This is a genomic window from Hyphomonas sp. UBA3195 (genome assembly GCF_002366485.1).
In the GTDB taxonomy this organism is placed as follows: domain Bacteria; phylum Pseudomonadota; class Alphaproteobacteria; order Caulobacterales; family Hyphomonadaceae; genus Hyphomonas.
Genome location: NZ_DEXB01000016.1, coordinates 59,840 through 81,403 on the forward strand (window position 1 = coordinate 59,840; position 21,564 = coordinate 81,403).

A 21,564-nucleotide genomic window follows, 5' to 3' on the forward strand; every position below is an offset into this window, starting at 1 on the left:
CACCCTCCATGTGCCCCAGCGGAAGCGCACAGTTCAAGCCTGACCGTGGGAGAACCGGGATGGTACGCCGCAGCAGGCGGATGGATATAGCTCGGACGGAAGCGCACCGAACCAAGATCTCAGGAAGTGCTCACCGGCGCAATTGGGAAGAATACCTAGTCGCGATGCCATGACGCGCGACACGCGCCCGCGCGTCAAAACGGGCAATTATCCTCATCAAATCATCGGAGTAGGCATTTGGCATCCGGCGCGAATTGGTGCGCCAAAACAGGAGTTAAACGACATGAAACAGCTTCTCCTTGCTACTCTGGTTGCCGGGGCAACTTGGGTCGGGACAGCACCTGCTGCCTTGGCAGACGAGAATCCCTGGATGGTCCGCGGACGCGTCATCGGGGTCCTGCCGGATGAGTCCGGCGATCTCTCCGTCGCAGGGTCGCGCCTTGCAGGGGATGTGGACATTTCAGACCAGTACGTGCCCGAATTGGACATTACTTACTTCTTCACGAAGAATATCGCTGCCGAGCTGATCCTTGGCGTGACGCCACATGACGTGAAAGCCACGGGCGTGACCGTTCCGGGCGCACTCGATAATGCAACGATCGATCTGGGCGATGTCACGCTGCTGCCACCCACTCTGACGGTGCAATACCACTTCGTGAATGACAGCCAGTGGAAGCCCTATGTCGGCGCAGGCGTCAATGCGACCTTCTTCTTCAACGAGGATGAAGGCCCTGTCGCAGACGGCATAGATTACGACACCAGTGTCGGTCTCGCGCTTCAGGCGGGCGTAGATTACGATCTTGATGGCGAGCCAGGTGGCTGGGCTGTCAACGCAGACATCAAGAAGATCTGGATAAATCCGGATGTGACTGTGGATTTCACCACGGCGCTTGGCGCAACAGTGGATGCTGATGTGGACATCAATCCACTCGTGGTGGGACTGGGGCTCGGGTATAAATTCTGAGCGCCATATCATGAGGGCAGGGCTTTGACCCATTGCGCCCTGTTCTCACTCTCTCCTGGGCCGTGCTATTTCCCGACAGCGCGGCCTTTTTTCCGCTTTCTGCAGAGCGGTCGTTGCACGCCCCGCCCGCGCGTATACAGAATGCCAGCATGGCTATTCTTTCTGTCAAAGATCTTCGTGTTTCCTTCGACACACCTGACGGTGTGGTTGAGGCTGTCAAAGGTATAAGTTTCGACGTCGCCAAGGGCGAATGCCTCGGCATTGTCGGCGAAAGCGGCTCCGGGAAGAGCCAGTCTGCGCTCTCGGCTCTGGGTCTGTTGGCGGGCAATGGCACTGCAACCGGCCGGATTGATTTCGATGGCACCAATATGCTGGAGGCTTCGGACGCAACACTTCGCAATATCCGTGGCGCGCGGATGTCGATGATTTTTCAGGACCCGCTGACCAGTTTGACGCCGCACATGACAGTCGGCGCGCAGATGCGCGAAGTGTTGGCGCTCCATAAGGGCCTCAAGGGCGAAGAAGCGGATCGCATATGCGTCGACTGGCTGGAGAATGTGCGCATTCCGGAAGCAGCCCGGCGCATGAACCAGTTTCCGCATGAGCTTTCAGGTGGCATGCGCCAGCGCGTCATGATTGCCATCGCCATGCTTTGCAATCCTGAACTGTTGCTCGCGGATGAGCCCACCACAGCGCTGGATGTGACCGTGCAGGCGCAGGTTCTGGAACTGATGGACGAGCTGAAACGCGAGACGGGTACCGGCATCGCGCTGATCACTCACAATATGGGTGTGGTCGCCCGCATGTGCGACCGCGTCATCGTCATGCGTCATGGCGAGATCGTCGAGCAGGGGAGCGTCGACGACATCTTCTACAAGCCTCAGGCCGACTATACGAAGATGCTGCTGAATGCTGTGCCGCGCATCGACGAACCAGATCGCCCCGGTCGACCCGTCCTGTCAGCGCCGCCGGCGCCTGAAACTGAGCCGGTTCTCAAGGTAGAGGACATGAAAATCCATTTCCCGATTGCGGTGAAGGGCGGTCTGTTTGGCAAGACGAAGCCGTTGAAAGCGGTGGATGGTGTTTCGTTCGATTTGAAACCGGGCGAGACGTTGGGAGTTGTCGGAGAATCCGGGTGTGGCAAGTCCACGCTCGCGCGCGGCGTGTTGAACCTCATCCCTCCAACCGATGGCACGGTTGCCTGGCTGGGGCGCGACATATCCAAGGCGAGCCGCAAGGAAATGAACGGCCTGCGCGACGATCTCCAGATCGTGTTCCAGGACCCGCTCGCCAGCCTTGACCCCCGCATGACCATCGGCGCTTCCATTGCCGAACCGTTGCAAGTTCACCAACCGCGCCTGTCGCGCGCGGATCGGGAAGCGAAAGTACGCGAAATCCTGCCGCGGGTCGGGCTCGACCCAAATCTGATCAACCGGTACCCGCATGAATTGTCTGGGGGCCAGAACCAGCGGGTTGGCATTGCCCGTGCCATGATCCTTCAGCCGAAACTGGTGATCTGTGATGAAGCGGTTTCGGCGCTTGATGTGTCTGTCCAGGCGCAAGTCGTGGATTTGCTGATCGAGCTGCAGAAAGAATTCGGCCTCGCCATGATCTTCATCAGCCACGATCTCGCCGTCGTGCGGCAGATCAGCCATCGGGTAATGGTGTTGTATCTTGGCCGCGTAGTAGAACTTGCCGGTCGCAATGCCATCTACACCGAAGCGCGCCACCCCTACACGAAAGCGCTGATTGCGGCTGTGCCAAACGCCGATCCGACCGGGGAGCGCACGCGGGAACGCTTGCGCCTGACGGGCGATCTTCCAAGTCCGCTCGACAGCCGTGCATCGCTCCGCTTCATGAAGTCCAAACTCATTGATGATGGGGACGCGGAACAGTACCAACCAAAACTGGTCGAGATTACTCCTGGCCACCTTGTGGCAGAGCATGACCCCGTGATGGGCGGCGCAGGATTGCGAGCCAGTTAAGCGCTGCAGGCAGGGCAGGGTGTGCGCTGTAAGCTTGGCTTAAGACGAATGTGTCATGGTGCAGGCTGAGTTAATGCCGGAGCCCGCGCGTCTTGCCCCAATTGATTGGTCTTGTCCTTGTGGTCATCCTCGTGATGGGCGGCCTCGTCCTCACGGGCGGACACGGTGCCATGCAGGCGCTGCCATTCGAACTGGCCCTGATTGGTGGCGCTGCGCTCGGCACCATTCTGATCGGTAATTCGCCGAAAGTTGCCAAGGAGGCTTTGGGTGGGTTCGTTCGCTCGTTTCAGGGCAGCCGTTGGCAGCGTGCCCAACACCGCGAATTGCTGGTTCTGCTGTCCAACTTGATGCGCAAGGTACGCCAAGGCGGGTTTGTCGCGATTGAATCGGATATCGAAGACCCGGATGCGTCGCCCTTGTTTGCTTTGTCCCCTGCGGTGCTTTCCGATCCTGCTGCGCGTGACATGATCTGCGATTCCTTTCGCCTGATGGCGCTCGACCTGTCAGACCCGGCACGGGCTGAGGCGCATATGGAGCAGTCTGTGGCCCTGCACGTTGACCAGCGCATGAAAGCAGTGAGTGCACTCAATACTGTAGCCGATGCTTTGCCAGCGCTCGGTATCGTGGCGGCTGTGCTGGGCATCATCAAGACGATGGGGTCGATTGATCAGTCGCCTGCAGTGCTTGGAATGATGATCGGGTCAGCCCTGCTGGGCACCTTTCTCGGTGTATTCTTGGCTTATGGCGTAGTTGGGCCTGTCGCCGCTCGCTTCGGACAGATTGTCGAAGATGAGGCCCAGCCTCTCGATGTGATCCGCACGGTGTTGTCTGCATTTGGCGGCGGGGTTCAGCCAGGCATTGCCGTAGAACTCGGCCGCACGGCCATTCCCGTAGATCAGCGCCCCGATGCGGAATCGGTTGAGCGGGCCCAGACGAGCGCCCGTTTTGCTGAACGCGCCGTCGCCTGAGACAGCCGCCATTCTGCGTTGACCCCGCAGGCATGAGGCCGCATCACCGATGAATGCCTGATATTCGTTTGGCCACGTTCAATTGCGAAAACCTGATGATGCGCTGCGATTTCGCGCGCTCAGGTCTCGCCAATGCGCGTCGCAAGCTGACCGATGTCGACGACGCCCTGGTTGCCGAGCAGGTGGATGCGGTTTTCGATGTCCTGTCGGAGGATGACCGCACCCTGACCGCGCAGGCTCTGGTCGCGACCAAGGCCGAAGTGTGCGCACTGCAGGAGGTCGAAAACCTCGTCACCTTGACCGCTTTTGACAATCGCTATGTCGGGCGCTGGGCCGGAAAGCCGTTTGGCGAACGTGTGCTGCACGAGGGGAATGACAGCCGCGGAATCGATGTGGGTCTGTTGTCGTCGCTTACGGTGGCATTCCAGCGCAGCCATGCGCGGGCGACCTTCGGACGGTTGGGCATTCACCCCCCCAAAGGGGCTTCCGTCAATGACTACGTCTTTCGCCGGGATTGTCTGGAAGTGGATGTGGAAAAAGACGGACGCCTTTTGACGCTTTTTGTCTGCCACTTCAAATCCATGCATGGTGGACGCAAGAGGACGGTTGCCATGCGTGAAGCTGAGGCTCAGGCTGTGCGCCGGATTGTCAGCCAGCGATTTGATGACCCGGCGAAAGCGGAATGGGTTATTTTGGGCGATTTCAATGACTATTGGGAAGTAGATGGCCGTCCGGCACGGCCGCATGGTCTGGGAGCGCTGGTAGGCGACGGGTTCGCCATCGATTTGGCCAGCCGCGCCATTGCAGACCCATATGACCGATGGACTCACCATTATAGCGGCGACGACACCTATGGCGCGCTGGATCACATCTTCCTGTCACCCAAGCTCGCCGCCTTGAATCCTGCTGCCAGAGTTGAGATTGTGCGGGCCGGATCGCCATATAGAGCCGCGAGATATGATGGGGCTCGCTTTCCCGGCGTCGGCTGGATTACGCCCAAAGCATCTGATCATTGTCCGATGGTGGCGACTTTAAAATTTGAAGGTCGCCCTGCGGCACCCTAATTTATGTTGGCTTTGGTAATGAAGGGGGCCGTCAGGCTGTGTCACGTTTTGATAATCTGATCGAGACTGTAGAGGCCTATCAGGCCCTCGCTGCCGAGAATTACGACCGAATCCGCACACTGGCGGAAGAAATCCGCAGCGGGTTTTGCGAATTTCTTGGCTCAACCGATGGCGTTTGTGTCCACCTCGTCCCGCCGGCCGGGGCCTACAAACCAAAGGCACATGGGGATGCAGCCTTTTCGATTCCGCCGCGAGGATTCCGTCTCCTGGGGCCGATATCGTTCGGCCTTGCCGTGCGCGTCACGCGCGATACGGACTGGCTGAGGCTGGTGATGCAGTGCCGCAAGATCGGCGACAAATTCAAAATTCAGATTGAGGACGGTTCAGTATACGAATTCAGCCTGCCGCTGAAAGACGCTGATCCTGAACCATTCTATGAACATCTTTACCAGCATATCCTGCTCTGGTTCTCCGACCATATCGAACGCTACAAGGAAGGCGACTATGGTACCCGCGAGATCGGATTTGACTTTGCTGATGACATAAACGCGGCTCAAGCCTAGTTTTCTGATCGCCCGACGGGCAGAATGCACCACGAAACGGGGCTTTTATGGACCAATTCAACTTTGCACTGGCATCCGCCGGATCCAGCGAGCTGATCTTCGCCTGCGCCCTGATCGGGGCGCTGGGAATTGGTGCGCAATGGGTCGCTTGGCGTATACAGGCCCCCGCCATTGTGCTGATGGCGTTGGCAGGCTTGGCGGTCGGTCCGTTGTGGACGGTTGTTTTCGGCGAGCCTCTGCTGAATCCTGAGAAAGTGTTCAATAGCGGCAGCAGCGAGTTGTTGCGTCCCATCGTGTCGCTGGCCGTCGCCGTGATCCTGTTTGAGGGCGGGCTCGTCCTGAAATTCGAGAACCTTCGTGATGCCGGTGCAGCTGTTCGGCGCATGGTATTCCTTGGTGGCCCGCTGGCTTGGGCGCTGGGCACTTTCGCAGCCCATTATGCCGCCGGTCTCGATTGGGGCAGTTCTGTTGTATTTGCTGGCGTGCTGGTGGTTACCGGGCCCACCGTGATCATGCCATTGTTGCGTCAGTCCAAACTCGGCGGGCGAACCGGCCAGTTCCTGAAGTGGGAAGGCATCGTCAACGATCCGGTTGGCGCGCTGTTTGCGGTGGCTGCTTTCGAAATCATTCGCGTGGCCGCCACGGGGGAGTCCATTCTCGGTAAGGGCGCCATGATCATCGTGGCCGCTGCACTGGGTGTCGGGCTGGGCTTCGCCTTCGGGTGGGCCATCGTGCGCGCCTTCCGTCAGGGGTGGACTCCGGAATACCTCAAGGCGCCGATCATCTTCGCGTCCATCATTCTCTGTTATGCGCTGGCAGAAATGATCGAAAAGGAAATCGGCCTCGTTGCCGTCACGGCCTATGGCATGACGCTGGCCAATTCGCGCCTTGCCGGGCTCGCGGAACTCCGAAAATTCAAGGAGGATATCGCCGTCTTGCTCGTTTCAGGCGTGTTTGTCATCCTGACGGCCAACCTTACGCCAGATGTCATTCGCCGCGCACTGACTTGGAATACGCTCGCCTTCCTGTTGGCGATGCTGTTCATCGTGCGGCCGCTTTCAGTGTGGATCGCCACATTCGGGACGTTGAAACGCAATGAAGCAATCCTGCTTGGCTGGATTGCGCCCCGCGGGATCGTGGCGGTTGCCGTTTCCAGCCTTTTTGCAACCCTGCTGGAGGATCTCGGGCGGCGCGGAGATTCCCGGTTCTATTTCTCAGGTGCAGAACAGATTACCCCGCTCGCCTTTGCCATGGTGTTCGTGACCGTGGTCCTCCACGGCTTTACGATCGGGCCAATGGCCCGGCGATTGGGACTCGCCCGCAAGGAGCGACCCGGCGTCTTGCTGGTAGGTGTGAACCCATGGAGTATCGATCTGGCGAAAGTGCTGAAGGATGTCGGTATCGAACCGATCCTTGCAGACAATAACTGGAGGCGCTTGCGACCTGCACGCGAGGCCGGGCTCAACACCTTCTTCGGCGAAGTCCTGTCAGAGGAAGCGGAGGTTCGGCTGGATCACGCCGCCTTTGACCAGGTCGTTGGCTTGTCTGCCAATGAGCCGTACAACGCGCTCGTTTCCGGACATTTTGCCCCTGAACTCGGCCGCCACAGGGTCTATCAATTGTCGGCACAGGATACCGAGGAAGAAGATCCCCGGGCCATTGGCATGGGCACCCGCGGGCGAACACTGATTCGTCGGGGCAGGGGCTATGACAGCCTGATCCGCGACCATTATCGCGGTTGGACCTTTGGCAAGACGAAGTTGACGGATGAATACGACCTTGAAGATTATCGCAAGGATCGACCGAAAGTGGACCTGATCGCTGAAATTCGCGCAGATGGCACGCTGATTTTCCTCGGGCCGAATCGGGAGGCCAAGGGCGGCGACGGGGTCACGTTGATCAGCTTTGGTCCGGCCCGCGATGTCGAAGTCGCGACTGAACCTGAAGAGGTCGCTGCCAGCTAGGCCGCACTATTCGCCGGCTGCCTGCAAGCCTGCGCCATGCTCACGCAGCCATGAGCGTTGCCGCTTCCAGTCGCTGCAACAGGTTGCAACATGCGCCCAGAACCGCGGGGAGTGGTTCATTTCCAGCAAATGTGCGCATTCATGGGCCGCCACGTAGTCAAGCACTTCAGAGGGCGCCATGATCAGGCGCCATGAGAACGACAATTTACCATCGGCCGTGCACGAGCCCCAACGCGAGCGGGTATCCTTCACTGAAATGCCATTGTACGCGACGCCCAACGTGGCGGCATGACGGTTTACTGAGCGGGTGATATCTGCCCGCGCCTGTTTCTTCAGGTAGCGGGTGACCCGCAAATGCAGTGTTTCCGGATCCCCGGGCGCGCAAAGTGTGTTCGGCTGACCGGTTATCATGCGGGGTACGCGGCCCGAGCCTTCTGCGGTCAGGCGGCAGGGAGCACCCCGATACGAAATCAGACTGTTTTCTTCAAAGCGAACAACTTCTGGAAGGTGTTGGAGGCGCGTTGAAATCCAGTCGATTCGCTCGGCTGCGAAGGCGGCGGCGTCCTTGATCTGCCGCCGCGATGGCGCAATCGCGACCGCTTCCCGGCGGCGTTCATCCAATCTCAAAATCAACCGCCGTGCCTTCGAATTCACTTCAAGGCGAACACGAATTTCGTCCCCGTCGGGGCCATTGAATGTCACGGTCTGGCCATTGTTGTATGCCATGTTAATAATCTCACTCTAGGTGACGGGCGCAAATGAAACGCTGGCATCAATCATTAAAGGGACCAAACATGAAATATCTGCTCACAGGCGTTGCCGCCATCGCCATGCTTACGGCTTGCGGAGACAAAGACAAGCCGGTTGATGGCGCTGGCTCAGAATACGCCACAGATGCCGCAAAGGACGTCAAGGCCCGCAAAGGTGATCCGGCAACCGCGCCACAGGCGCTTGCGGCTTTTGCTTTGGATGAAGCCGACGACAGCCGCATATCCTTCGGCAGCAGCACGCTGAACGGGGACAAGGCCGTATTCACTGACGTGACGCTTCTGGCAGGCGACGATGACGGGTCCGATGACGGGTCCGATGACGGGTCCGATGACGACGAAGATGGCACGCACCTGGATGGCGCCGATGTAAAAGCGAAAAAGCTGGAATTCGATGGTCTCGCCATGATTGACGGCAAAGCGAGCTTCTCGCGCATGGTCATGTCCGACATTTCGCTGGTTCCGACTGATCCCGAAGAAGCAGAAGATGGCAGCGCGTCCATTGGCTCCGTCGAACTGGTCAACCCTTCACCTGCACTGGCAGCATGGGTCGCGAGCGTGTTTGCGGATGCAGAACCTGCTGACATGCCGACAGGGGAGGCGCTCTCTTTCGATCTGTGGACCATGAACGACATGAACATGCAGATCGATGAAGACGATGGCGAAAGTGGCACCTTCCTCGTGGACACGGTTTCGGTCTCTGGGATGAAGAATCAGAAGGCTGCTCAGATGATGCTGAAGGGCCTGAAGTTCGACATGTTCGATCCTGAAGACGACATGACCGTCAAGGCCAATATCAGCAATGTGGATATCCGCGGGTTTGACTGGTCGGTGTTTGCGCCAGCTGAGGGCGACTCTCTGGAAGACAGCTTTGAGTCTGGTTTCATGGCCGGCATGAACCCGAAAGATCCGGCCAATCCCGGTTACAAGTCGATCAATCTGAAAGATCTGAACTTCGATGTTTCAGGCGTCAATTTCGACATGCCTTCGCTCGTCTCCAATGTCAGCCATGACAAGCAGGGCCGTGCCGTAAAAGTGATCACTGAGCCCGTCAAAATGGTTCTGAACGCTGGTGACGGTGAGCTTGGCCAGCAGTTGGGTACCCAGCTTGCGACGCTCGGGTACGAAAAGCTTGAGCTGACCATGGCCAGTGAACAGGCTTACGATCCTGATGCAGACGTGGTGACGCTGGAAAAAGGCAAGAATTACTGGGAGCTGAAAGATGGCTTCCGCCTGAATTTCGGCGCGAAGTATGAAGGTGCCAGCGCGATGGCGGCGGCTCAGGCTGAGCAGGATATGGACTCTGCAGATCCGGCGGCAATGCTGGGAGAAGTCATGGAGAAGCTTACGCTCCACTCCATCGACCTGTCCTTGGATGATGATGGCATTGTGGACCGTGCGTTCAATGCCTACGCAGCGCAGAGCGGTGAAGACCCGCAGCAGCTGCGCAATCAAACGGCTGGTCTGCTGGCCATGGCACCGATGATGGCGTCAGGTTCGGGGATCGACATGGAACTGGCAACTGAGGCATCTACGGCCCTGTCGAGCTTCATCACGGATCCGAAGACGCTAACCATTTCGTTGAACCCTGCGACACCGATCAAGATGTCGACATTTGCTGAGATGGAAGATCCGTCTACGCTGACTAAGTCGTCGCTCGGCTTCTCGGCTAGCAACGAATAGAGTCTACTGGAATCCGTTCCAAGCGCGCGCGTGCCGACTGGGCGCGCGCGCTTTTCTTTGTACTCAGGCCGGGGCATAGACTTTCCGCCATGAAAATTGCCTTTTTTGGAGATGTGGTCGGAAAGCCTGGCCGACAGGCTGTCCTGGACCATTTGCCGGGCCTGAAGGCGCGCATGCGTCTGGATTTTGCTGTAGTAAACGCTGAAAATGCGGCGGGAGGCTTCGGCCTGACAAGCGTCATTGCGGAGGAATTCTTTGCCGCAGGTGCTGATTGCCTGACTCTCGGTGATCATGCCTGGGATCAACGCGAGGCTTTGACCTATATCGAACGCGAGCCCCGTTTGTTGCGCCCCATAAATTACCCATCGGCTGCCGGCGCACCTGGCAAGGGAGCCAATCTGTTCAGCTTGCCGGATGGGCGTCGTGTCGGGGTCGTCCAGGTGCAGGGGAATGTGTTCATGCGCCAGACGCTGCCGTGTCCCTTTGCGGCCGTGGATGCGGCATTGGATTCCATGCCGCTTGGCGCTGTGGCGGATGCCATCATTGTGGACATGCATTGTGAAGCGACCAGTGAGAAAATGGCTATGGGCCATCACTGCGATGGGCGGGCAAGTCTCGTGGTTGGAAGTCACACCCATGTCCCCACAGCCGACACGATGATCCTTGAAGGCGGCACAGCTTATCAGACGGATGCCGGCATGTGCGGTGACTATGACAGCGTCATCGGCATGCAGAAGCAGATTTCCCTGTATCGCTTCCAGACACAATTGCCTGGAGAGCGTTACCAGCCCGCTTTGGGGGAGGGGACCTTGTGCGGAACCTATATTGAAACCGATGACGCCACAGGACTTGCCACAAGAATTGAAGCTATCCGCATTGGCGGCCGTTTGAGCGATTCTGTTCCGACCTGAGCGCTGCGCGGACGCACAGAGAGATTTCATTGATGAAAATTTTGGACACGGTCAGGCAGGATTTGCGCCTAAAAACCGCAGACCATCATGCGCGCGTGGACGAATTGATCAGCCGCCATGACCTCACTCGGCCGGAAGGGCTTGCCGCCTTTCTCGCGATCAATCATCTCGCCTATACGACGGTTGAGCGTCATTTGCGGCCGCATGGCAGGTTCACATTGCCATACTTGCCCCTTGAAGAAATAGAGGCTGATCTTGCCTCGCTCGGCGCCGGAATACCGACCTGGCAGGCAGAGCCCAGTATGGAAGCGGCGCATCCAGTTGGAATGATTTATGTTATCGCGGGTAGCCGCCTCGGTGGTACGGTTCTGCACAAACGATGGCAGCAGGCCGATGATTCGAATGTCCGGCTTGCAGGTCGCTTTTTGAGCCAGATGACAGACCGTTCTTGCTGGACAGATTTTCTTGTCCAGGTTTCAAACGCGCAAATTAGCCAATCGGAATTTATTGATATAGTAGAATCTGCGAAGGGCTGTTTCTCGATTTTTGAGGCGGCTTGCCAGGACGTGACCAGAAAGTTTGCCTATGATCCGCCACAGCCCCGAAACTGACGGGCCCGCGAGCGATGTTGACCTGACGAATTGCGACCGTGAACCCATTCACGTCATCGGGCGTGTACAGTCCTTTGGTGGCCTGATCTCCATGTCGTCAGACTGGATCGTGAATCATGCCTCGGTAAACGTCAAAGAGTTCATCGGAGCCGCAGCGGAAGAGCTGATAGGCAAGCCCCTGAGAGACTGTTTCTCGGAACAGGCCTTGCTGTTGATTCGATCCCGTATGCCCATGCTGGCGTCGCCGGATGCTGTTGAGCGCGTATTCGGTGTGGCATTGACCGGGGATGAGCGTTTGTTCGACCTCTCCATGCACCTGTCGGGGCGCTCGATCGTGATGGAGTTCGAGCCTCGGGACAATGCGCGCGATACCAACTATGTGAACTATGTTCGTCCCATGGTGGAGCGTATATCTCGCGCTGATACCTCGCAACAATTGTGCGATGAGGCGGCGCGTCAGTTGCGCAACCTGATTGGGTTTGACCGGATCATGGTTTACCGCTTTGCAGAGGATGATTCCGGCATAGTTGTATCTGAATCCGTCAAGCCGGGAATAGATAGTTTCAAGGGTTTACATTATCCGGCGTCTGACATTCCAAGGCAAGCGCGGGCACTCTACAAGCGCAACCTCCTGCGTATCATCGCGGATGTATCGGATTCGGGCGCGGAGATCATTCCTGCCATCAATCCTGAGGGTGTGCCGCTGGACTTGTCCATGAGTGGATTGCGGTCCGTCTCGCCCATCCATATGGAATATCTGGCAAATATGGGCGTTCAGGCATCGCTCTCCATTTCCATCCTGAAGCGGGGCAAGCTCTGGGGGCTTTTCGCCTGCCATCATGAGAGCCCGCGAGTGCTTGGCTATGAAGTTCGTACGGCCGCGGAACTGTTTGGGCAGCTATTCTCATTTGTATTGGACCAGAAGGAATCTGATGAGGGCAGGGATGAGCAGGAGCGTGCCCAGTCCCTGCATGACCAACTCATGGCTCAGCTTGCCGAAGATACGTCGATATCTGACAATTTTGATACCATAATCAACGGTATTGCGTCGGTCATTCCATATGACGGAGCCGTTGGGTGGGTTAATGGAGAATTCGAATCGATCGGGCATACGCCGAGCAAGGAGGAATTTCTTGGCTTGGTGAGCTTCCTGAACACGACGGCCGCCAGCCGGATTTATCACACAGACAGTGTTGTTAAAGCCTATCCCGCCGCTGCTGAGTTTGTGGATCGCGCTGCCGGTATGCTCGTCTTGCCCGTGTCGCGGGCGCCGAGAGACTACATTGTGCTGTTCCGCAGGGAGCTTGCAAAATCTGTCACATGGGCCGGGAATCCGGATAAACCCGTCGTTTCTGGTCCGAATGGCGACCGTCTCACCCCGCGCAAGAGTTTCGAGGCATGGCAGCAGATTGTGCGGAATACATCTGCCCCCTGGCAGCCCGCTGAAGTGCGCGCCGCTGAAGCGCTGCGGCTGACATTGCTCGAAGTCATATTCCGTATGTCGGACGCAACATTGCGCGAACGCGCTAAAGCGCAGGAGCATCAGGAACTTCTGATTGCCGAGCTTAATCACCGGGTGCGGAATATCTTGAGCTTGATTGGTGGGCTTGTTGAACAGAGCGGATCCGAGGCGCGCTCCATTTCTGAGTTTACGCATGTTGTGGGTGGTCGGATCCACGCACTCAGTCGTGCCCATGACTTGATCACGCGGCAGCAATGGGAGCCTGCTTCAGCACGAGAGCTGATACGCATCGAGGTGGAAGCCTATCTTGGGGCAAACGCCGAGAAGGTGAAGATTCAGGGGCCGGACGTCCATTTGCGACCAAAAGCCTTCACGGCCGTGTCGCTGGTCGTGCATGAATTGCTGACCAACTCGGCGAAATACGGGGCGCTTAGCAAAACAAATGGCGTCGTGCAGATTGGCTTCGCGCGGCTCTCGGACGGGGCCTTGTCAATATCGTGGCTGGAGACCGGTGGCCCGCCCATCCAGTCACCTCCTGTGCGCCGGGGCTTCGGGTCGACCATCATTGAGCGATCGATTCCGTATGAGCTGGGTGGTCGAGCCGAGATGAGGTTTGAGGTCACCGGTGTCTCAGCGGATTTCGAAATTCCCCCGGCACATGTCGATGGATTTTCCGATGCCTTGCATCCCGAGACCGGCAGCAAGACGGGTGAGCGCAAGCAGGCCAGCCTGTCAGGGCATGCGCTGGTACTGGAAGACAATTTGATCATTGCAATGGATGCGGAGGACATGCTTCGGTCGCTAGGTGCGACGGAAGTGTTCGTGGCGTCAAACGTGAAGGAAGCGCTCGGTTTCATCGAGAGCGAGACCCTTCAATTCGCCTTGTTGGATGTCAATCTTGGATCAGAGACCAGCGAACCGGTCGCCGAACAATTGCACGCACAAGGCATTTCCTTTGCATTTGCGACGGGATATGGAGATTCCATCGATTTGGCGAAGCGTTACTCATCCGCGCCAGTGGTCAAGAAGCCATACGATATCGACTCGATCAAGGCAGCTTTGCCAAATTGAACTCGCTTCCAGTACCTTCCGTGCGCTGATGGCACGGAAGGTCAGGAGGAAATCTATTTTTCCGGCTGAGGAGTGTAGCGCAAGTACGGCTTCACCGCCTTGTAGCCTTTCGGAAAGAGCCTGGCGATTTCGTTCGGGTCAGTCAGAGAAGGCACGATGATCACATCATCGCCGTCGTTCCAGTTCACTGGCGTCGCCACTTTGTGGCCGTCCGTAAGTTGAAGGCTGTCAATCAGGCGGAGGATCTCATCAAAGTTCCGACCTGCGCTTGGGGGATAGATGATCGAAGCGCGAATTTTCTTGTTGGGGTCGACGACATAAACTGCCCGAACCGTGACTTTGGCGTCCGCATTTGGGTGGATCATGTTGTACAGGGTTGCCACGCTGCGATCAGGATCGGCAATGATCGGAAATTGAACACTGGTATTCTGGGTTTCCTCGATATCAGCGATCCACTTCTTGTGGTCTTCGAGGCTGTCGACTGAAATGACGAGGGCTTTTGCGCCACGCTTGGCGAATTCATCTTTCAGTTTGGCTGTATAGCCGAGTTCGGTAGTGCAAACCGGCGTGAAATCTGCCGGGTGGGAGAAGAAGACGACCCAGTCATCGCCAGCCCATTCGTGGAAGCGTATGCGGCCTTCTGTTGTCTCGGCTTCAAAATCTGGGGCGACGTCGCCAATCAGAAGGCTCATATTACCATACTCCTGTCTCTTGATTTCTGACCAGAAAATGGTGCCTAAGAAGAAGCAATCCAATGCGCGGCACCTGAAGCTGTCGATAAGTTTTTCTAATGCCCGATCCGGGAAGAAGGAATTGGAATGAAGCGCCTGATCCTGATGCGACACGCCAAGACGGAGCCTTGGGGCGAAGGGGTAGACGATTTCAGCCGCGCTCTGACGTCAAGGGGCAAGGAGGACGCGCAGCGCATGGCCGAGGAACTGGTCGCGATGGGATGGTGTCCGGAGCGGATTTTGGTATCCAGCGCTCGCCGCGCCCGTGAAACCTGTTCTGAAGTTGCCAAGGTTGTGGAGGGCGAGAAAGTACGCCCGATGGAGTCTCTCTATTTGTCGGGTGTGCGCGGCTTGACTGAAGCTGTGCGGCACAATGATGGTGCCGGTACGCTCATGATCATTGGTCACAATCCGGGCCTGCACGACTTCTCGATGGAAATTCTTCGCGAAGCCGGAAGCCAGGACCATCAGGAATCGATCCGGTTAATCGAAAAATTCCCAACCAGTTGCTGTGCCTTGTTCGAGAGTGATGAGGATGAGGGGTTTGTGCCTGCCCATTTCCGACTTGCGCAGGTGCTGCGGGCAAAGGACTTCCGGGAAGCCGACGCGAATTCCTGACAAGAAAATGCCCTGCTGGTGAGAGCAGGGCAAGGATCCGGACCGGGCGGGCGTGTGTTTGGAGAGGCAGGAGGCCCGCCAGAGCCGAAGAAGATTAGTTGGATGCGTAGTGAACCTTGGTGAAGGTCGCGTCATCCACGAAGGCGACGACCTTTTTCATCATCGAGCGTTCGCACTTTTCGACCACATAGCCTTTCGCGAAGCGAAATGCGTCATGTTCGGCAGTGCAGCGCTGGTGAACATCCTGGCGGATGCGCTTGTATTCCGTGGTGGCGCCTTCAATGGTTTCCAGCTGAGTGCGGTTCAGGTCGACTTCCATCTGGAAGTCATCGGATGCGGCAAAGGCCGGTGCGGTGGCGATGGAAGCGGCAATGGCGATGGCTGTGATTGAGCGGATCATGGTGAAATTATCCTTCTTGGCTTGTGAGTGTGGGGGCGGGGGGAGGCCGGCGCCACGATCGGCAGGGGAACCGATTGTCGCGGCACCGGCTGGCGGGCTTAGTGTGCTTCGCGGCGGGCGAAGCGGCGGCGGCGGCGAACCAGAAGATTCTGACGATCCTCCGCTTTGACATCATTGGCCGGCCGGGTCCGGTGAGTTGCCTCTCCGGTCATGATGGAGAGGGCCATCACGTCATTCTTGGCGGGAGCGGCGATGTCGGTATGACGAGCGCGGGGGATCATGATTTTCAATTCCTTCTAGTTGTTTTTTGACTGTCCTTGGCGAGACCATCCCGCCGCCGACACAAACAATCTAGGTTGGAAATTATCGAAAATCAATAAGTTTTTATCGAAAAAAGATAAATACGAGCAATTTCAAGGCTCTGTTATTTGTTGAATATCGATATGGGTCGGCCAATTGCAAGTCAAGCCAAAGAAAAAATCTGGAGAACAATTAATGCAAAGGATTGTATTGCGCCGCCCACCAATCAGGCTTGGCTCTGCAAATCAAAGCTGAGCTGGATTGGGCGATGGCCTGAGCGCTTTGCTGTCATGTTGCGGCCGATAGTTGACCTTCTGATGCCCAGCGGCTTTCGGGCAATAGAATGAAAGGGCAATGGGCGAGACGCCCCATCAGGGGAAAGCCTGCGTTTTGCTTCTCGGGCGGCTGCGACATGGTCCACCAGCGGCATAGGGTAGGATTGTCCGAGAATGATGCCGTGCGCGGACAGGGCCGACTTGGGGGCTTCCCAGGGTGCATGCAGATATTGGTCCGGCAGTCCGGCGATCTCGGGGATCCATTTGCGGATGAACGCGCCGTTTGGGTCACGAGACAGAGATTGCCTGACGGGGTTGGGGATGTAAGGCGGAGCTTCTTTGGAGAGGCCGATGACTTGGCTGGCACTACCGTAGTACATCGCGGGAGCAAAATCGGTGCAGAGTTGCGCCAGGATTTGAGCCGGGCGAACCGGTCCCAGCCAGAGATGACATGTTGCAAAGGAAAGAAGCAGGCTCCTGAGGCTCGATTCCAGGTGCCCGGTAGCCTGAAGGCACCGCATACTTGCGTCCAATAGCGGAAACCCCGTTTTTCCATTTGTCCAGGCAGACAAACGAGGATCAGCCACACTGGCTTCTTCACGGTTATGAATGTCGACCGGGAGCAGGGACGTGTCGGTCAGACTGACTCGGGCAGATGCCTGAACACGTCGAGATCGCTTGGCGAGCTTTTCGGTGAAACGGTGAAGTGCCGTGGCAAAGGTCTCGTCCCCATCGGTGACCAGTGCCGCCTGGGCTTTCATGGCGGCTTGCCAGACTTCGCGTTCTGATACTGAGCCCATCGTCAAATGAGCGGACAGTCGCGATGCGGTCGCCTCACATGCCGCTATGGACAAGTTTGCCTTCCCAGCATTGCGACCACCGCCCGACAGGAACCACCGCAATTGAAGGATCGCATTGGTCCGCCCGCCCGTTTGTCGATCTGGGCATCCGTCTGATTCCAGACCGAAATCAGAAGCGATCGGCCAGCCTTCCGATGGAATTGACAGCGGAGGAAGAGCTGCGGGCGCTGTGATACGAGGCTTTCTCATATGTCTGTGCCACGCCGTATCCCAATCAGAATGCGGCGAATTCGAATGATGTATCCCGGTATGCTCTCTCAAGGGAATCCCGACCTTGAGCGCCCAAGTGCGAACCTGCCGGTCCTGTTCCGCCTCTGCAGGCGTATTGCTGAGAGAGTGGAAATGAAGGGAAGCGATGCCATGCTGGGCATGCAGGCGTGAGAGGACTTCCGTCACTACGCCGGATCTGAGGCAAAGCTGACTACCGCGTTGGCGCAGGGCGCGATCAAGATCAGCAAGAGATTCCACTGCAAACTCAAATTGGCGTGCCGACGTGTCGGCCCGTTGCCAATAACTTGGCTCGAATATGTAAAGCGGCACAATCTGTCCGCCCGCTGCGCAGGCAGAAGCAAGTGCGCCATGATCGTGGACACGAAGGTCCCGTCGAAACCAGATGATGTTGAGTTCAGCCATAGAACAAATATAGAACAAATTGTTCGAGAGTCTATATGTTTCTATCAATTGGAGAATTCGTTACGATCTCGAAACGAATTCAATTTGTGGCTTCTTGAGCTTCGTCCTCTTTGCTCATCAATGCATTTCATGGGTGGTGATGGGGCGTCCGCGCGGGAGAGATTTCCGCAGCATTTGTTTGATGACCTTGCTGAGCCTCCGCCAGACGTGCGTCTGGCGGAAAGGGCAGCGGAGGCATTCCCTTCCCGATTTCAGGGCATGTCTGCAAAGAAAGGACTTGACGAGGCACAGTCTCGTTTCGTCGGTCGGAGCGCGACCATATCTGGAATTTTGGGATTGTTTGCGCCCGGGTTGATCCTGACTGGGCTTGGGACGCTCAGCCTGGTCATCTTCGTTCTCATCAGTGCGTATAGACTCGCATTGGCAAGAAGATTGACGTCATCGCCCCATCAACTGTTGAGCTACCGCCACAGCATCTGAATGTCTGGCTTGGTCAGCGGTCGCGATGGTTGAAGGGCTTCGTGCAGACTTGGTTGGTGCTGATGCGCGAACCCGTCACTGCAGCACGTGAAATGGGGGCGCTGCGCTTTGTCTCTATGCAGCTGACGCTTGGCGCCTCCATTCTGTCTGCGCTCTTTCACCTTCCTTGGCTGGTCTGGTGCGTGGTCTGTATCGTGTCTCCGGATGCCAACTTAAGCCGCATCAGCTGGGCGATGCTTGCCGTTTCTTATGCCGCTGGTGCTGTGACCGCCCTCACAGTGCCGTCGGCTTCCTTCGCAATACGCATGCGAGACCTTATCACATTGCCATTTTATTGGCCGCTGCAGTTCTTCGCGATGGCGAGAGCCCTCTACAGCTTGGCGCGCAGACCACATTATTGGGTCAAAACGCCTCGAGAGGGCGTGCCTGGCGCGGGAGGCGCGCACCAATTCTAACGCTAGGTCAGTGCTTGGCGGTGCTATCTGATGGGCATATGGTTGGGCAAAGTTCTGTTGCCCCTTCAGGAGTCCGATATGGCGTATGATGAATCTGTCGATTTAGAGCAATTCCGTGCAGAAACGCGGGAATGGCTTGAGGAGAATTGTCCGCCGTCTATGCGCACGCCCATGAAGGATGACGAGATCGTCTGGGGCGGTAAGCGCGAAAAGTTCAAGAATCCCGAAGCAAAGCTCTGGTTGGAGCGTATGGGCGAGAAGGGGTGGACCTCTCCTGAATGGCCAGCGAAATATGGGGGCGGCGGACTGAGCCGCGCGCAGAATCGTGTGCTTCAGGAAGAGCTACGCCGCATCAAGGCGCGCCCGGCGCTGTTCTCCTTTGGCCTTTGGATGTTTGGCCCGGCCTTGCTTGAGTTTGGCAACGAGGAGCAGAAACTTCGTTTCATCCCGGACATCGTGAAAGGCAAGACGCGCTGGTGTCAGGGATATTCAGAGCCCGGCGCGGGGTCTGACCTTGCCGACCTTCAGACGCGTTGCGAAGACAAGGGCGATCACTACCTGATCAACGGACAGAAGGTATGGACATCTTACGCCGACAAGGCCGATTGGATCTTCTGTCTCGTTCGCACTGACACGAGCGTGAAGCATGAAGGCATCAGCTTCATTCTGTTCGACATGGAGAGCCCGGGCGTTGAGGCGCGTCCGATCCAGTTGATTTCGGGTGAAAGCCCATTCTGCGAAACCTTCTTTTCCGACGTCAAGGTGCCGAAGGATCAGTTGGTCGGCGACGTGAATGGGGGCTGGCAGATCGCCAAGCGGCTGCTTCAGTTCGAGCGCTCTTCCATCTCTGCTGGCGGATTTGGCGGCACGGGAGGCTCCGGCATTCTTGGGCCTGAAGAATATGCGAAGATGCATATCGGTACCGACAATGAGGGACGTCTCATCGATGGCGATCTACGCGGACGGATCACGGACCACAAGATGTATGCGAAGGCGTTCAATCTAACCGTCCAGCGCCAGGCCGAACAAGCCAAGGCTGGCCAGCAGGTGGGCCACACAGCTTCCATCCTGAAATATGGTGCTGCAAAGATGAATCAGGATCGTCACGAACTACTCGTCGAGGCGCTTGGAACTGAGGGTCTTGGCTGGGAAGGGGAGGGCTTTGACCCGTCTGCCAAAAAGGTTACGCGCCAATGGCTTCGCTCGAAAGGCAACTCAATCGAGGGCGGCACGAGCGAGATCAATCTCAACGTGATCTCGAAACGCGTACTGGGTCTCAAGGACCACAAATAAGCATGTCGTCCACGCAGATCATAATTCTGTTTCTTGGCACACCGTTCATGGCCGGAGTCCTGGCTCCGTTTTTCCGTGGGCGCTGGCTTATGCAGGTGGCTGTGTGGACACTTGCGCTGTTGTCGACCCTTGTCGTTGTCTACGTATGGGCAGGCATGGAGGCAGCGCGCCTCGAATTGACAAACATCCGGCTGGTTCTCGCTGCCAGCGCCCTTTGGAGTACGGCCGGTTTGGCCGGTCTGCTCGTGGGGCGCGAAGCGGAAAATGTCCGCCGTGATGCAATAAACACCAGGGAAAAACGCAAGGCTTCGGAGATATTCAGATGACGTTCCTTTTGACGGAAGACCAGGAAATGCTGCGCGACACCGCTATGGCGTTCGCGCGTGACGAAATGCCAGTGACTCGCCTGCGCCAACTGCGCGACAGTGGAGCAAATGGCGTAGACGCAGAGACACGACAGAAACTCGCCGAACTCGGCTTCTTTGGTGTGATCATTCCGGATGAGCCAGGTGGTGAACACTTCGGCCTGGTCGGACTTGGCCAGGTTCTGGAAGCGCAAGGCCGTACACTGGCGCCAACACCGGTTCTCCAGACAGCCCTGATCGCGGCCAGCGCCTTGCAGCTGGGCGGCAGCGCAGAACAGCAGGCGGAATGGTTGCCCAAGATTGCCGGGGGCGCAACCAGTTTTGCCTTGGCGCTCGACGAAACTGCGCATTTCAATCCGCTGGGCGTCGCCACCGAGGCGGAGAGCAATGGGCAAGGCTACACGTTGAACGGCATGAAGCGGTTTGTGCCGGACGCTCATCATGCCGAGATGCTGATTGTTGTGGCGCGTACCTTTGGCGAAGCAGGTGACCGTCACGGCCTTACGCTGTTCATGGTTCCGGCGGATGCAAAGGGCGTGTCTATCCAAGCGCTGAACTCCGTCGACTCTCACGGCGCGGCTCATGTCGTGCTGGAAGATGTGATGGTTCCGGCAACAGCTGTCATCGGCGCAGTGGACAAAGGCGCAGACGTATTGGAGCCGGTTCTGGACCGGGCGGCGATCGGCCAGGCGGCGGAAATGCTGGGAAGTGCAGATGCGGCGTTTGAGATGACATTGGAGTACCTCAACAACCGGAAACAGTTCGGCCAACTGATTGGATCGTTCCAATCATTGCAGCATCGTGCCGCAAAGATGTTTACTGAGCTGGAGCTGACGCGTTCCTGCATTGCGGCTGCGCTGGCGGCCGTTGATGACGGCAAGCCAAATATTGCGGAACTGGCAAGTCTGGCCAAGGCGCGCGCCGGCGAATTGATTCATCTCGTATCAAACGAGTGCGTGCAGATGCATGGGGGTATTGGCATGACGGATGATGCAGACCCTGGCCTCTACATGAAGCGGGCTCGCGTACAGGAAGCGCTCTATGGTTCTGCCAGCTGGCACAGGGATCGCTACGCGCGCCTTGCTGGATACTGATCCAGCATTCAACGCAAAAAAAGCCGGGAAGGTTACAACCTTCCCGG

The 21,564-nt window shown here is 57.4% G+C and carries 21 protein-coding genes; 15 read left to right on the forward strand and 6 right to left on the reverse strand.

From position 1 onward, the window contains the following. Window positions 1–283: 283 nt before the first annotated feature. The 6 genes from B2344_RS05360 to B2344_RS05385 all read left to right on the forward strand — a co-directional run bounded on the left by B2344_RS05360 (window position 284) and on the right by B2344_RS05385 (window position 7,508). A complete protein-coding gene (locus B2344_RS05360; protein WP_290482275.1) occupies window positions 284–964 on the forward strand; it encodes an OmpW/AlkL family protein in 681 nt (226 codons plus the stop codon). Window positions 965–1,113: 149 nt separating this feature from the next. Next, window positions 1,114–2,949 carry a dipeptide ABC transporter ATP-binding protein gene (locus B2344_RS05365; RefSeq protein WP_290482274.1) on the forward strand — a complete coding sequence of 612 codons (1,836 nt, stop codon included), beginning with the start codon at window positions 1,114–1,116 and terminating at the stop codon, window positions 2,947–2,949. A gap of 92 nt (window positions 2,950–3,041) precedes the next feature. Further along, complete coding sequence (gene motA, locus B2344_RS05370; protein WP_290484803.1) at window positions 3,042–3,917, forward strand: flagellar motor stator protein MotA; 876 nt, start codon at window positions 3,042–3,044, stop codon at window positions 3,915–3,917. 53 nt (window positions 3,918–3,970) lie between these two features. Beyond that, window positions 3,971–4,981, forward strand: a complete 1,011-nt coding sequence (locus B2344_RS05375) for an endonuclease/exonuclease/phosphatase family protein (protein WP_290484804.1) — start codon at window positions 3,971–3,973, stop codon at window positions 4,979–4,981. 38 nt (window positions 4,982–5,019) lie between these two features. Then, window positions 5,020–5,544 carry a hypothetical protein gene (locus B2344_RS05380; RefSeq protein ID WP_206991457.1) on the forward strand — a complete coding sequence of 175 codons (525 nt, stop codon included), beginning with the start codon at window positions 5,020–5,022 and terminating at the stop codon, window positions 5,542–5,544. A gap of 47 nt (window positions 5,545–5,591) precedes the next feature. Next, window positions 5,592–7,508, forward strand: coding sequence for a cation:proton antiporter (locus B2344_RS05385; RefSeq protein ID WP_290480046.1), 1,917 nt, complete (start codon window positions 5,592–5,594; stop codon window positions 7,506–7,508). A 6-nt stretch (window positions 7,509–7,514) separates the two neighbouring features. On the opposite strand, the gene B2344_RS05390 is transcribed toward B2344_RS05385, so the two are convergent. Continuing rightward, window positions 7,515–8,234, reverse strand: a complete 720-nt coding sequence (locus B2344_RS05390; RefSeq protein WP_290484805.1) for a M48 family metallopeptidase — start codon at window positions 8,232–8,234, stop codon at window positions 7,515–7,517. Window positions 8,235–8,302: 68 nt separating this feature from the next. Here B2344_RS05390 and B2344_RS05395 point away from each other — a divergent pair, with 68 nt between their 5' ends. Both B2344_RS05395 and B2344_RS05400 read left to right on the forward strand, forming a co-directional pair. Next, a complete protein-coding gene (locus B2344_RS05395) occupies window positions 8,303–9,958 on the forward strand; it encodes a hypothetical protein (RefSeq protein WP_290484806.1) in 1,656 nt (551 codons plus the stop codon). 89 nt (window positions 9,959–10,047) lie between these two features. Beyond that, window positions 10,048–10,869, forward strand: a complete 822-nt coding sequence (locus B2344_RS05400; protein WP_290482270.1) for a TIGR00282 family metallophosphoesterase — start codon at window positions 10,048–10,050, stop codon at window positions 10,867–10,869. 68 nt (window positions 10,870–10,937) lie between these two features. On the opposite strand, the gene B2344_RS05405 is transcribed toward B2344_RS05400, so the two are convergent. Further along, window positions 10,938–11,063 (reverse strand): hypothetical protein, encoded by a 126-nt coding sequence (locus tag B2344_RS05405; RefSeq protein WP_290484807.1) that lies wholly within the window; start codon window positions 11,061–11,063, stop codon window positions 10,938–10,940. Window positions 11,064–11,096: 33 nt separating this feature from the next. On the opposite strand from B2344_RS05405, the gene B2344_RS05410 reads away from it, so the two are divergent. Beyond that, window positions 11,097–11,480, forward strand: coding sequence for a biliverdin-producing heme oxygenase (locus tag B2344_RS05410; RefSeq protein WP_290484808.1), 384 nt, complete (start codon window positions 11,097–11,099; stop codon window positions 11,478–11,480). Then, entirely contained in the window at window positions 11,455–14,013 is a 2,559-nt protein-coding gene (locus B2344_RS05415; protein ID WP_290484809.1) for an HWE histidine kinase domain-containing protein, read from the forward strand. Before B2344_RS05410 ends, B2344_RS05415 begins: the two co-directional genes overlap by 26 nt. Window positions 14,014–14,066: 53 nt before the next feature. On the opposite strand, the gene B2344_RS05420 is transcribed toward B2344_RS05415, so the two are convergent. Then, window positions 14,067–14,705 (reverse strand): peroxiredoxin, encoded by a 639-nt coding sequence (locus tag B2344_RS05420; RefSeq protein ID WP_206991450.1) that lies wholly within the window; start codon window positions 14,703–14,705, stop codon window positions 14,067–14,069. Between the two features lie 126 nt (window positions 14,706–14,831). Here B2344_RS05420 and B2344_RS05425 point away from each other — a divergent pair, with 126 nt between their 5' ends. Next, on the forward strand, window positions 14,832–15,362 hold the full coding sequence (locus B2344_RS05425) for a SixA phosphatase family protein (RefSeq protein ID WP_290484810.1): 531 nt from the start codon (window positions 14,832–14,834) through the stop codon (window positions 15,360–15,362). A gap of 94 nt (window positions 15,363–15,456) precedes the next feature. Here B2344_RS05425 and B2344_RS05430 read toward each other — a convergent pair whose 3' ends face one another. The 3 genes from B2344_RS05430 to B2344_RS05440 form a co-directional block, all read right to left on the reverse strand. Further along, complete coding sequence (locus tag B2344_RS05430) at window positions 15,457–15,762, reverse strand: UrcA family protein (protein WP_290483689.1); 306 nt, start codon at window positions 15,760–15,762, stop codon at window positions 15,457–15,459. A gap of 98 nt (window positions 15,763–15,860) precedes the next feature. Further along, complete coding sequence (locus tag B2344_RS05435) at window positions 15,861–16,043, reverse strand: hypothetical protein (RefSeq protein WP_290480039.1); 183 nt, start codon at window positions 16,041–16,043, stop codon at window positions 15,861–15,863. 245 nt (window positions 16,044–16,288) lie between these two features. After that, a complete protein-coding gene (locus B2344_RS05440) occupies window positions 16,289–17,830 on the reverse strand; it encodes an FAD-binding domain-containing protein (protein ID WP_290484811.1) in 1,542 nt (513 codons plus the stop codon). Window positions 17,831–18,339: 509 nt separating this feature from the next. On the opposite strand from B2344_RS05440, the gene B2344_RS05445 reads away from it, so the two are divergent. From B2344_RS05445 to B2344_RS05460, 4 genes are all read left to right on the forward strand, one after another. Then, the gene (locus tag B2344_RS05445; RefSeq protein WP_290484812.1) at window positions 18,340–18,765 is read left to right on the forward strand and encodes a hypothetical protein; all 426 of its coding nucleotides are present in this window, start codon (window positions 18,340–18,342) and stop codon (window positions 18,763–18,765) included. A gap of 78 nt (window positions 18,766–18,843) precedes the next feature. Further along, window positions 18,844–20,058 carry an acyl-CoA dehydrogenase family protein gene (locus B2344_RS05450; RefSeq protein WP_206991444.1) on the forward strand — a complete coding sequence of 405 codons (1,215 nt, stop codon included), beginning with the start codon at window positions 18,844–18,846 and terminating at the stop codon, window positions 20,056–20,058. Window positions 20,059–20,060: 2 nt separating this feature from the next. Beyond that, window positions 20,061–20,384, forward strand: coding sequence for a hypothetical protein (locus B2344_RS05455; RefSeq protein WP_290484813.1), 324 nt, complete (start codon window positions 20,061–20,063; stop codon window positions 20,382–20,384). After that, window positions 20,381–21,517, forward strand: coding sequence for an acyl-CoA dehydrogenase family protein (locus tag B2344_RS05460; protein WP_206991442.1), 1,137 nt, complete (start codon window positions 20,381–20,383; stop codon window positions 21,515–21,517). Before B2344_RS05455 ends, B2344_RS05460 begins: the two co-directional genes overlap by 4 nt. Window positions 21,518–21,564: the final 47 nt, after the last annotated feature.

Coding starts and splice junctions, on each gene's coding strand:
- B2344_RS05385 (WP_290480046.1), top strand. CDS start 5,592: ATGGACCAATTCAACTTTGCACTGGCATCCGCCGGATCCAGCGAGCTG.
- B2344_RS05440 (WP_290484811.1), bottom strand. CDS start 17,830: ATGGCTGAACTCAACATCATCTGGTTTCGACGGGACCTTCGTGTCCAC.
- B2344_RS05405 (WP_290484807.1), bottom strand. CDS start 11,063: ATGACGCTCAACCGTCGTATAGGCGAGATGATTGATCGCGAGAAAGGC.
- B2344_RS05425 (WP_290484810.1), top strand. CDS start 14,832: ATGAAGCGCCTGATCCTGATGCGACACGCCAAGACGGAGCCTTGGGGC.
- B2344_RS05420 (WP_206991450.1), bottom strand. CDS start 14,705: ATGAGCCTTCTGATTGGCGACGTCGCCCCAGATTTTGAAGCCGAGACA.
- B2344_RS05435 (WP_290480039.1), bottom strand. CDS start 16,043: ATGATCCCCCGCGCTCGTCATACCGACATCGCCGCTCCCGCCAAGAAT.
- B2344_RS05450 (WP_206991444.1), top strand. CDS start 18,844: ATGGCGTATGATGAATCTGTCGATTTAGAGCAATTCCGTGCAGAAACG.
- B2344_RS05365 (WP_290482274.1), top strand. CDS start 1,114: ATGGCTATTCTTTCTGTCAAAGATCTTCGTGTTTCCTTCGACACACCT.
- B2344_RS05430 (WP_290483689.1), bottom strand. CDS start 15,762: ATGATCCGCTCAATCACAGCCATCGCCATTGCCGCTTCCATCGCCACC.
- B2344_RS05375 (WP_290484804.1), top strand. CDS start 3,971: ATGCCTGATATTCGTTTGGCCACGTTCAATTGCGAAAACCTGATGATG.
- B2344_RS05460 (WP_206991442.1), top strand. CDS start 20,381: ATGACGTTCCTTTTGACGGAAGACCAGGAAATGCTGCGCGACACCGCT.
- B2344_RS05360 (WP_290482275.1), top strand. CDS start 284: ATGAAACAGCTTCTCCTTGCTACTCTGGTTGCCGGGGCAACTTGGGTC.
- B2344_RS05455 (WP_290484813.1), top strand. CDS start 20,061: ATGTCGTCCACGCAGATCATAATTCTGTTTCTTGGCACACCGTTCATG.
- B2344_RS05400 (WP_290482270.1), top strand. CDS start 10,048: ATGAAAATTGCCTTTTTTGGAGATGTGGTCGGAAAGCCTGGCCGACAG.
- B2344_RS05395 (WP_290484806.1), top strand. CDS start 8,303: ATGAAATATCTGCTCACAGGCGTTGCCGCCATCGCCATGCTTACGGCT.
- B2344_RS05390 (WP_290484805.1), bottom strand. CDS start 8,234: ATGGCATACAACAATGGCCAGACCGTGACATTCAATGGCCCCGACGGG.
- B2344_RS05415 (WP_290484809.1), top strand. CDS start 11,455: ATGATCCGCCACAGCCCCGAAACTGACGGGCCCGCGAGCGATGTTGAC.